Source organism: Pseudomonas sp. CFBP13508, from assembly GCF_005233515.1.
Taxonomy (GTDB): Bacteria; Pseudomonadota; Gammaproteobacteria; order Pseudomonadales; family Pseudomonadaceae; genus Aquipseudomonas; species Aquipseudomonas mercuritolerans.
The window spans coordinates 625305-635990 of sequence record NZ_QFZZ01000004.1 but is presented as its reverse complement, the minus strand read 5'-3'; the positions used below and the strand labels follow the sequence as shown (position 1 = coordinate 635990).

Annotated in this window: 6 protein-coding genes; all 6 read left to right on the top strand. The window is 60.1% G+C overall.

Going from position 1 to position 10686, the window contains the following annotated elements; translation table 11 throughout:
- Window positions 1–411: 411 nt before the first annotated feature.
- The 6 genes from PspCFBP13508_RS27665 to PspCFBP13508_RS15165 all read left to right on the top strand — a co-directional run bounded on the left by PspCFBP13508_RS27665 (window position 412) and on the right by PspCFBP13508_RS15165 (window position 10669).
- On the top strand, window positions 412–1830 hold the full coding sequence (locus PspCFBP13508_RS27665) for a toxin VasX (protein ID WP_241669522.1): 1419 nt from the start codon (window positions 412–414) through the stop codon (window positions 1828–1830).
- A 51-nt stretch (window positions 1831–1881) separates the two neighbouring features.
- A complete protein-coding gene (locus PspCFBP13508_RS27660; RefSeq protein ID WP_241669521.1) occupies window positions 1882–3996 on the top strand; it encodes a hypothetical protein in 2115 nt (704 codons plus the stop codon).
- Window positions 3986–5116: a hypothetical protein gene (locus PspCFBP13508_RS15180; protein ID WP_241669520.1), complete on the top strand. Its 1131-nt coding sequence runs from the start codon at window positions 3986–3988 to the stop codon at window positions 5114–5116. Before PspCFBP13508_RS27660 ends, PspCFBP13508_RS15180 begins: the two co-directional genes overlap by 11 nt.
- Before the next feature lie 77 nt (window positions 5117–5193).
- Window positions 5194–6438, top strand: a complete 1245-nt coding sequence (locus PspCFBP13508_RS15175; RefSeq protein ID WP_137214982.1) for an exonuclease SbcCD subunit D C-terminal domain-containing protein — start codon at window positions 5194–5196, stop codon at window positions 6436–6438.
- Complete coding sequence (locus PspCFBP13508_RS15170) at window positions 6435–10076, top strand: AAA family ATPase (RefSeq protein WP_137214981.1); 3642 nt, start codon at window positions 6435–6437, stop codon at window positions 10074–10076. The genes PspCFBP13508_RS15175 and PspCFBP13508_RS15170 overlap by 4 nt, the downstream gene beginning before the upstream one ends.
- Window positions 10073–10669, top strand: a complete 597-nt coding sequence (locus PspCFBP13508_RS15165; protein WP_137214980.1) for a glutathione S-transferase — start codon at window positions 10073–10075, stop codon at window positions 10667–10669. The genes PspCFBP13508_RS15170 and PspCFBP13508_RS15165 overlap by 4 nt, the downstream gene beginning before the upstream one ends.
- The last annotated feature ends 17 nt before the right edge of the window (window positions 10670–10686 follow it).

Sequence of the window (10686 nt, the reverse complement as noted above, 5' to 3'; positions counted from 1 at the left end):
TCAGGTGCCATGCTCGGCCGTACAGCGGCTCGGATGAGCGCAAAGCGTCGCTGGCATCCCTGCAATAGCGCACTAGTATCAAAATAGTGGCGCGATATTAGATGGCCACTATTTTGGCGTCAATTAATGGATGCGTTGAAGAATCGATTTCGATGAGCGGTACGGCTCAAATCCGTAGGCAATGAGCTTGTTAACGGATCTATTTATCAGCGTCGGTTTGCGAGCGCGGGTACGCCTTCAGGGTTACTCACGGTTCATCCGAAGTAACCTCTGTAAGATTCCGGATGATCCCTTGTAGGTTTCATCCCGAGTGTTCGATTCCTACGCAAAACACAGAAAGATCTGACTGCTGTCGTTTTTCAGATACACGCACATTTCTCTGTCACAAACAGACACAGGGAAATGTGCTCAATGATGCACCCCGCCAACCTCGCGGCAGCCGCCGCGTCCAAAGCCCCGATCATCGGCCCCGCCGCCTGCCCCTTGCGCAACACCCACGTGCAACTGCTACCCCTCGCGTACGGCCTTGTCGAAAAACCCTTCGACCCCAGCAGCGAACTCACGCTGCCGTACACCCTGACCACGCGCCCCATGGGCATCCGCCGTTTGCGCGATGGCTGGCTGTACATCGTCGACAGTCTCAGCGCTGAGCTCTACGAATACCGCGTGCTCGACGGCGTGATCAGCGCATTGCTGCATCGCGGCAAAAGCGTCAGCGAGGATCAGCGCAGCGCCATCGAAGAACGTCCGGCGTTGATCTTTTCGCGCAAAAGCACCCTCTACGTGACCTTCGCCGATGTGCAGTTGAGCGCGGCGAAGTGCCGACAGGTGCTGGACAGCGCGGAGGAGCGCGAGCACTTCATGCAGGCGGTCGATCTCGGCCCGGTGCATTGTCTGATCGGCGGCGAGCATCTGCTCACCGTGGCCCAGGCGAAACAGTGGCTGGCGGAAGTGGCCTGCACAGCGAAACCGCTGGCCGAGGCCGACGCCACGCGGATGCCGACGGTGCAGGTCAGCGACGCGCCGGAGCACGAACGCGAACCCTATCTGTGGGAAAACCCACGGCGTTTTCGCGAGGCGCATATCGGCGAATTTCTTGGCCGGGTGCGCGGACCTTATCAGGACGACACGCTGTTTCTGCTGGTCAACGACGACCTCGGAGTGATGCGCGATCTGGCTGATTATCAGGACCTGGTGGTCGGCTGGGTCGAGCAGTGGAGCAACACCGACAACAACGAGCGCGACTATCTGTTGGCCAGTTACATCGAGTCGCTGAGCCAGTTGGGGGCTCAGGATTTCGACTCCTTGGCCAAGGCCAGCGACGATCCGCGCGCCCAGGCATTGTTTGCTGAACTGGAGCAATTGCCCGAGCCGGATCGGGAAAATACCCGGCAGGCATTGCTTGAGTATTTGAACAAAGGTGGTGAGGTTGTCCCGACCGATACTCAGGCTCGACCTGAACTGCAACAACAGCGCGAAAAGGCTTTGGACGAGTCATTGGCGCTGAACCGTTTCGACGGCGTCGCCCCGGATTTCACCGCGCACGCTCGCGTCACCGCCGAGGCGGATCGACGCTTTTACACCCGTGAATATTTTCTCGAAGTGGCCCCGGCCGATTTCGTCGAGCGTCACCTGAGCACACTGGTCGAGCTCGGCAAGGACCAGAGCCAGCGCATGAAAGACGTGCTCGACGGCCCGCTGCTCAGCGGCAAGCGCGGCATCAATGACCTGATCGACCGCCCGGCCATGGACGAGGTACTCAACAGTCATCGCGACAACCTCGGACGCTGGAATCGCCTGCTCGAACGCATCACCGCCGATCGCGCGTAACTGCTGTGCGCCGGGCGTTTCCATCGCTCGGCGTGGTATTTCGACGGCCAAGTGCAGATCGATCAGGCGCTCGCCAGCGAATACGCCTGCCTCAAGGACATCGGCCGCAGCGACGCGGCCAATGAGCAAATGCTCGGTTACCTCGAACAACACCCGCAACTGACCCGCCCGCTGTTCTACACCTTGCCGCTGCGTTTGCAGACCGAACAGGCCTGGCAATATTCAACGCTGTTCAACGCCGGCATGGCGATGTTCAACAACCTGCCGGACTGGCTGGCCAAATTGCAGAGCATCGAGCAGCCGCAGCTGCCGGCACTGGACGACCTGCCCGCACACAGTCGCGTCTTGGCGGACGCGGTGCAAGACACTTACAGCCCGGCGCTGAACCTCGGCCTGAGCCGGGCGCTGGAAGGCTTCGATCTTGCCGGCGAGAAAATCCCCGACCTCGACGAACTGTTCCAGCGCCTGCCCAAAGCCCTGCGCCTGCGCGTCTTCGACGCCGCACGAACCAGCGGCGTGACCTTCACCGTGTCCACCCCGGCGGAGCAAGCGGCGCTGCAAGCCACAATCAAGGAAGTGCTGCGCGAACGCGACTACCTGAAAACCCTCAACCGCGAACGCAACCAGCTCACCCACAACAAAAACCGCCAGGGCCACAAAACCGCCCGGGCGGTGGAATTGCAGCAGGAAATCGTCCGCGTGCGCACGCAATTGGCGCTGTTCGAAGGCCGCCTTGCGGCAGCGTTAAGCCCGATTGACGAACTGCCAGATCGCTCGGCCCGACTGTATGGCGCCACCCCGGCGAAAGCGGGATTGACGGTGGTGTTTCCGCCGGCGCAGCAAGGGGAATTGCGCGGGTTGCTGGAGAATATTCGCGCGGGGGTGGCGGGGGTTTCGAAGGCGAGTCTGGTGCGGACGGAGGGGATGGGATTGTTGGTGGTGTTGGTGCAGGTGGTGAATTTGGTGGGGGCTTTGCGTGAACTGCGCAGGCAAACCGCGAATAAACGGGTTTGGCAGCCATTCGCCAATGCGATTGTCGCTACTGGGGCTGCAGGATTTACTGCTGCGCAAAGTCTTGGGGATACAGCCTTGAAAAACCGCAGTTCATTGCTGGCGACGAATCTTCAGCAGGCGGCGCTGAAAAACGTGCATGTGCAGTTGGGGAAACTGCATGTGGGATTAGGTTTTTTCACCTATTTGGCAGGGTTGGCATCGTCTGCGAACAGTCTTGTCACGCAGCGCAAAAATTGGGAGCAGGCGATTCGTAGTGGAAGCCATTCGGCGGGTAATGCAGCGGCACTGGGCACCTTGGGTTCCAGCGGAATGACAACCGTCAACGCATATGGTTTGGGTCAAACCCTGTACGCAGGTTATACCGTGATTGTGGCGCCAAACGGTGCTGCACGAACTGCCGCGTGGGCCGCTGCGGGTACACGCCTTTCTACGGTGTTCTTCCGTTTTAACTTGGCGGGCGCGCTATTTACTGTCCTGGAGCTCAGCGGCAGTTGGTTGTATAGCCGTTTCAACCTCAGTGCCCACGATAAATGGCTGACAATCACACCATGGAGCAGGGATGGCGAGATGCGTGGTGACCACTCACTTGATGACTATCAAAGTTACCTGGCTTTTTTAATTCACGCGCCTTACGCGCAACTTGGGAAAAATCCGCATGACTACTGGCTGAAAGATCTGCTGATCAGAGCCAAGTCCAGCGATATTCATCTGGTGCTGCCTCGACTGACGCTGCATGACTTGTTGCCTCCGCTTGGCAGTGAACCAACCTGCCGGCTAGGTATCGGCGCACACCGCATTTCCACTCCGCTGCACAGTAGAGGAGTTCTACGGGAGCGGAGAGATGTCATCAGCAACGAAATTGTGAATAGCCTGCGCATCGCCAAGTCCAATTCGGAGGGACTCGTGCTCTGTCTTCAATACCCCACAAATCCCGACTCTGAATTCGTCCCGGCGAAAGAAGCACTGGAGTTGGCGGTGTGCATTCAGGCTATGAACAAAAAGGGTGAGTGGCAGTCACGAACCCGAGTAATCCATCTGGATCCTCGTGGAGACGGACACTACGCCGTAGTTGCACCTCAGTTTGTCAAAGAAAAGCCACCAGTTGTGAAGGTCGAAATCCAGTATCTGGAGCGAGCCGACCATGCGCAATAGCAACGACAAACAAATACCAAGAGGGGCATTTGAACTGCCGAAACAAGCGGGATTTATTGAACCGTTTCCGAGTGGAAAAATTACCTATCTCGCGCCCTTGCCATTACCAACACAAACGCCACCCTACGGGCCTCACATAGGGGAACTAAACAGTGTTTACATGGACTTCGGGTTGGGAAACCCGCAGGTATTTATGTGGCAGGTGACTTTAGGAGGACCGTTCAGTGGCACATTCATGATCGCGTTTCTATATCCACTGGTGGGAGGCTTTATTGGGCTCATGTTTGGAGATAACTGGGAGTTCATTAAGGAAATTATTGAGGGTGTTTTTCTTGCCCTTTACAAATTGGCGTTATTAACGGGTTTTATGGCCTTGGGTATCGGCCTGGCCGTCTGGCACCACGTCCACAAAAAACGCCTCTCCCTCATCCCAACCCGCTTCAACCGTCAACGCCGCGAAGTCTGCTTCATGCCCGAAGGCGCCACCGAACCAGTCTTCGTTCCATGGGAATCGCTGTCCGCCTGGATCATCGAAGCCAAAGGTGCCAGCCAGTTCGGCGTCCATCGCCAATACGGCATGGGCATCGGTTTTGATCACGGCGAAACCCTCACCAGCCTCGAATTCCAATGCGCCGGCCTGGAGCTTGCGATCAGTCACTGGGAAGCGATTCGCGGTTACATGGAGTACGAAGTCAACGACCTCAAATCGATCCAGGACCTGCAAGACCTTCAAGGCCCGGACGACCCGCCCCACGAAGGCCTGCATACTTTCCGCAATGCCCGCGCGCGGATGCATCAGCAGATCCGTGAAGGCCGCCGCTCGCGGCTGTCGGGATTCTTTTGGTACCTGTATCACGTCATGACTTTATGGACGATTCCCAACCGTTTGCTCGAATGGGAAATTCGTCGGCTGGAAAGAATCGGCAAGCAGGCGCTGCCGGAAGTCATGCGCGAATGGTCCGAGCCGCTGCCGATAGAGCAATGGGCCAAGCCCAGTGAAGAGTTGCTGCGGCTGAGCGAACAAGTGCGGCGGATGCACAAGCGCCACCCTCATCGGCCGATTACCGAAATATTCGCCGCTGTCGGTGCAAGCAGACACACGACAAGGCAAGGGGCGTGATTTGCCAGTAAACTCCCCTCCTCTCGCCGCCCTTTGTTCCTCGCGGCCACCCTCTTGATCAAAATGCGGAGTCCACCTTGCGTCTGTTCCACACCTCCGACTGGCACCTTGGGCAAAACCTGCACGGCCAGGAGCGCGATTTCGAGCACGCCTGTTTTCTCGAATGGCTGCTGCGCCAGTTGCACTTGGCGCAGCCGGATGTGCTGCTGATCGCCGGCGATATCTTCGATACGGTCAATCCGCCGGTCAAAGCTCAGGAACGCCTCTACGATTTCATCGTCAGCGCACACGAACAGCAGCCGCTGCTGACCATCGTGATGATCGCTGGCAACCATGATTCCGGCTCACGGATCGAGCTGCCGGCGCCGTTGATGCGGCGTTTGCGTACTCACGCGCTGGGTCGGGTGCTGTGGCTGGATGACGGGCAGCTCGACGCCGAACGTTTGTTGCTGCCGCTGCCGAATGCCCAGGGAGAAATCGCCGCGTGGTGTCTGGCGTTGCCATTCTTGCGCCCGGCGGAGGTCACTGGCGCGCATCTGGGCGACAACTATCTGCGCGGCATCGGTCAGGTGCATGAATGGCTGATCGCGGCGGCGAATGCCAAGCGTCAGCCCGGACAGGCGTTGATCGCTATCAGCCACGCGCACATGGCCGGGGGCTCGGTGTCGGAGGATTCCGAGCGCAGCCTGATCATCGGCAATGCCGAAGCCCTGCCCGCCAGCCTGTTCGGCGAAAGCATCAGCTATGTCGCCCTCGGCCATTTGCACAAACCGCAGAAGGTCAACGGCGAGGAGCGCATCCGCTACAGTGGCTCGCCGATTCCGCTGTCGTTCTCCGAAATCGGTTATCAGCATCAGATTCTCGATGTGGTCCTCGACGGTGAAACCCTGGTCAGCGTAGAGCCGAAATTGATCCCGCGCTCGGTCAATTTGCAGCGCATCGGGCCGGCGCCGCTGGCCGAGATTCTGCTGCAACTGGCCGACCTGCCGAACATCGATCTGCTCGCCGAAACCCAGCGCCAGCCATGGCTGGAAGTGCGCGTGCGCCTCGATGAGCCGCAGCCGGATCTGCGCCATCAAGTGGAAACTGCGCTGCAAGGCAAAGCCGTGCGTCTGGTGCGCATCGCCGCTGAATACGCCGGCAACCGTGGTGCTGACGGCAGCGAGGACGGCACCGCGCTGATCGAACTTGATCAACTGACCCCGCAGGAACTGTTCAGCCGCGCCTGGCTCGACAATTACGGCAACGAGGTCGACGAGCAGACGCTCAAGGACTTCGCCGAACTGCTGCAGGACGTGCAACTGGAGGGCGAGCAGCCATGAAAATTCTCGCCATTCGTTTGAAGAACCTCGCCTCGCTGGCCGGGCCGTTCGAGATCGATTTCACCGCTGAACCGCTGGCCAGCGCCGGCCTGTTCGCAATCACCGGCCCGACCGGCGCTGGCAAAAGCACGTTGCTCGATGCCTTGTGCCTGGCGCTGTTTGGCGCTGTACCGCGCCTGAACAACACCGGCCGCGATGCCAAAGTCCCGGATGCTGACGGTGAAATCGCCACCGGCGACCCGCGCACCTTGCTGCGACGCGGCACCGGTGAAGGCTATGCCGAAGTGGATTTTGTCGGCGTCGATGGCCGCCGCTATCGCGCGCGCTGGGAAGCCAATCGTGCTCGCGAGAAGGCTGGCGGCAAGCTCCAGGCCAGTCGGCAGAGCCTGCGCGACATCGATCAGGATCAACTGCTCGCCAGCCAGAAAGGCGAATACAAAACCCAGCTGGAAGCCGCGCTGGGCCTGAACTTTGAACAGTTCACTCGCGCTGTGCTGCTGGCGCAGAGTGAGTTCAGTGCGTTCCTCAAGGCTGACGACAACGACCGCAGTGAACTGCTGGAAAAACTCACCGACACCGCGCTCTACACCCGCCTAGGCCGTCGCGCCTTCGACAAGACCAAAGAAGCCCGCGAAGCACACAAGCTGTTGCAGGATCAGGCCACCGGTGTGACGCCGCTGGCACCGGAAGCCCGCGCCGAACTCGACGAGCGTTTCAACACCGCGCAGCAACAGATGAAGGCGCAACAGGCGCAGCTCAAACAACTTGAGCAACAACACAGTTGGCTGAAGGATTTGCGTCAGTTGCAGGACGCGCAGCAAGCGGCCAGCGAACAACTGCAAACCGCGCAAAAGCAGTGGCAGGCACTGGCCGGCGAGCGGGTGAAACTGGCGCGTCTGGAACAGCTTGGCCCGCAACGTCATCAGTTCGCGCGCAAGGCTGAGCTCGATGCGCTGCTGACGCCACTGGCGACGCAGATTGCCGCGCACACCCAACAACACGCGACGCTGGGCGAACGCCAGACGCAACTTGCGCAAAACCTCGACGCAGCGAAAGTCGCCCTGAGCGAAGCGCAACAACGCCAGAGCGAAAACGCGCCGTTGCTGCGCCAGGCGTTTGAAGAGCAAAGCACCCTCGCCCGCCTGATCAAGGACACCGCCAGCAGCGCCGAAGCCCGGCAAGCGGCCGAGCAAGCGTTCAAGGATGGCCAGAGCACGATTCAGGCTTTGCAGGAAAAACAGGCTGAGGTCGCCGAGCGTTTGCAACGCATCGCCAGCGAGCTTGAGCAGAGTGCGCATCTGGCGCCGTTGAGCGATGCCTGGAGCGCCTATCGCGATCGTCTGCAACAGCTGATGCTGATCGGCAACCGCTTGAACAAGGGCCAGAGCGAACTGGCGTCCCTCGAACAGAACGCCGCGCGCAGTGCTGAGCAACTGGCCTCGCACAAACAGCAACTGGAAGTGCTGTTCAAAGAGGCTGGCGCAGAGCCGGACGCAGTCGCCGAACAGATCGGCCTGCTCGGCACCTTGCTGCAGGACAACCGCAAACAGCTGCGCGCAGTCGAAGACCTGGCGCGCTTGTGGGCGTCTCAGCAGGATCTCGACAAGCGCAGCGCCGAGTTGCAACAACGTCAGCTCGACGCGCAGCAGCAACGCGAACGCCTGACCCAAGACGGGGTGAAAACCAAGGCCGAACTGACCGTCGCCGAGCAGACCCTCAGCGTCACTCGCGAACTGCTTGAACGTCAGCGGCTGGCGCGCAGCGCCAGTGTCGAAGAGTTGCGTGCGCAGTTGCAGGACGATCAGCCCTGCCCGGTCTGCGGCAGCAACGAGCATCCCTATCACCAGCCCGAAGCACTGCTGCAAAGCCTTGGCCGTCACGATGAAAACGAGCAGGCCAACGCCCAGCAAGTGGTCGATCAGCTCAAGGAAAAACTGATCGAGCTGCGCGGCGAAGTCGGTGGCGTGATCGCGCAACAGAAAGAGCTGCTGCAACAACAGGAACAACTCGCCGCCCAGCAACAAGCCCTCGCGCCAAGTCTTGACGCGCATCCGCTGGCCGCGCAGCTGTTCAACCAGGACGCTGACAAACGCGACGCCTGGCTCAGCCGCCAGAACGAGCAGTTGAACCAGAGCATCACGCAAGACGAACAACGCCAAACTGCCCTGCTCACCTTGCAGCAGGACGCCGCGCGCCTGTCGTTGCAATTGCGTCAGGCCGAAGTGGCGCACCAGCAAGCGGCGCAACAGCTGAGCCATCAGCAGCATGAACTCAACAGCGATCGTCAGCGCCTGGAAGAAGAACTTGCCGCGTTCGGCCCGCTGCTGCCCGCTGACACGCTTGAAGCCTTGCGCCTGGAGCCGGCGGCAACGTTCATGCAGCTGGACCGGCAGATCGCCGAGCGTCTGGCTCAGCTTGAACAGCAAAAGGAAGAACTGGGCGAACAGCAGCAACGCCAGCAAACTTTGGAGAAAGAACAGGATCGCCAGCAGCTGCGCACTCAGCAGCTGCACAGTGCCGAGCAGCAATTCGCGGCGTTGACCGAGCAGCAGCAAAGCTGTCAGGAAAAACTGGCGCAACTGATCGGCGAACACAGCAGCGCCGAACACTGGCAGCAACAGCTGGAACACTCGGTGGAACAGGCGCGCACCGCCGAAACCAGTACGGCTGAAGAGCTGCAAAGCGTGCGCACGCAACTGGTGCAGATCGCCGCTGAGCTCAAGGCCCAACAGGAACGCCTGCAAGCACTGCAAGCTGAAGACCAGGCACTCGCCGGCAAGATCGCCGATTGGCGCGCCAGCCATCCGGAACTGGATGACGGCGGCCTCGAAGACTTGCTGCGCTTCGACGACGCGCAAGTCGCCACGCTGCGCCAGACCCTTCAGCACAACGAAAAAGCCATCGAACAGGCCCAGGTCCTGTTGCAGGAGCGCGATCAGCGTCTGCTCGATCACCAGACCCGGCAGGACGGCAATCTTGACGCCGAACAGCTGGACAGCGCCCTCGCCGAGCTGCAAAAGCAGTTCGCCGTCAGCGAGCAGCAGTGCGCCGAACTGCGCGCCGAACAGGTTGAAGACCAGCGCCGGCAGAACGCCAATCAGGCGCTGGCCCAGCAGATCGCCGACGCCTATGCCGAGTACCAGCGCTGGGCGCGGCTCAGTGCCTTGATCGGCTCGGCCACCGGCGACACCTTCCGCAAGATCGCCCAGGCCTACAACCTCGACCTGCTGGTGCATCACGCCAACGCGCAGCTGCGCCAACTGGTCAAACGCTATCGCCTCAAACGCGGCGGCAGCATGCTCGGTCTGCTGGTGATGGACACGGAAATGGGCGACGAACTGCGCTCGGTGCATTCGTTGTCGGGCGGCGAGACGTTCCTCGTATCGCTCGCCCTTGCGCTGGGTCTGGCCTCGATGGCGTCGAGCACGCTGAAAATCGAATCGCTGTTTATCGATGAAGGCTTTGGCAGCCTCGATCCGGAATCCTTGCAACTGGCGATGGACGCGCTCGATGGCTTGCAGGCGCAGGGGCGCAAGGTCGCGGTGATTTCCCATGTGCAGGAAATGCACGAACGGATCCCGGTGCAGATTCAGGTGCGGCGCCAGGGCAATGGTCTGAGTACGCTGGAGGTGAAATGAACACACTGTATTCGTTCCGCCGCTGCCCCTACGCGATGCGTGCGCGAATGGCCCTGCGTTATGCGGGCGTGCCGGTGGAGATCGTTGAGGTCAGCCTCAAGAACAAGCCGGCGCAGATGCTCGCGCTCTCGCCCAAGGGCACCGTGCCGGTGCTGAATGCCGATGGCGTGGTGATTGATGAGAGTCTGCAGATCATGCGCTGGGCATTGGCGCAGAATGATCCGGATGATTGGTTGCTGGCCGGCGACTCGTTCGCAGCGCTTTGGATGGAAAAACTGATTGAAGGTAATGATCAGATTTTCAAATCGGCTTTGAATCGCTACAAGTACGCCGAGCGCTACCCCGAGCAGCCGATGGAAGCTTATCGAGCTGAAGGTGCGTTGTTTCTGCAGAAACTGGATGAGCTGCTTGAAGGACGTGACTACTTACTGGCCGAGCATCCGAGCCTCGCCGACATCGCCCTGCTGCCCTTCGTCCGACAGTTCGCTCATGTTGATCGCGAGTGGTTTGCGCAGACCCCTTATGTGCGCTTACAAGCCTGGTTGCAGCGCTTGCTCGAATCCGAGCTGTTCACCTCGATCATGAAGAAGTAATCCGATGTAGGAGCTGC

Coding starts and splice junctions, on each gene's coding strand:
- PspCFBP13508_RS15165 (WP_137214980.1), top strand. CDS start 10,073: ATGAACACACTGTATTCGTTCCGCCGCTGCCCCTACGCGATGCGTGCG.
- PspCFBP13508_RS27665 (WP_241669522.1), top strand. CDS start 412: ATGATGCACCCCGCCAACCTCGCGGCAGCCGCCGCGTCCAAAGCCCCG.
- PspCFBP13508_RS15170 (WP_137214981.1), top strand. CDS start 6,435: ATGAAAATTCTCGCCATTCGTTTGAAGAACCTCGCCTCGCTGGCCGGG.
- PspCFBP13508_RS15180 (WP_241669520.1), top strand. CDS start 3,986: ATGCGCAATAGCAACGACAAACAAATACCAAGAGGGGCATTTGAACTG.